1 protein-coding gene is annotated in these 348 nt (G+C 39.7%); it reads left to right on the top strand.

Annotation, left to right across the window (positions count from 1 at the left end):
- Positions 1 to 348: ISAs1 family transposase (locus tag BEB54_RS28360; protein WP_123059770.1), on the top strand; the 348-nt coding region annotated here is incomplete at both ends.

The following is a 348-nucleotide window of genomic DNA, read 5'->3' on the forward strand; positions in this document are numbered from 1 at the left end:
GATATTAAAGGAAAAATCATCACAACTGATGCGATGGGTTGCCAGAAAGATATTGCAGAGAAGATACAAAAACAGGGAGGTGATTATTTATTCGCTGTAAAAGGAAACCAGGGGCGGCTAAATAAAGCCTTCGAGGAAAAATTTCCGCTGAAAGAATTAAATAATCCAGAGCATGACAGTTACGCAATGAGTGAAAAGAGTCACGGCAGAGAAGAAATCCGTCTTCACATTGTTTGCGATGTCCCTGATGAACTTATTGATTTCACGTTTGAATGGAAAGGTCTGAAGAAATTATGCGTGGCAGTCTCCTTTCGGTCAATAATAGCAGAACAAAAGAAAGAGCCAGAA

It is taken from the genome of Escherichia sp. MOD1-EC6021, from assembly GCF_002965245.1.
Classification (GTDB): domain Bacteria; phylum Pseudomonadota; class Gammaproteobacteria; order Enterobacterales; family Enterobacteriaceae; genus Escherichia; species Escherichia coli_F.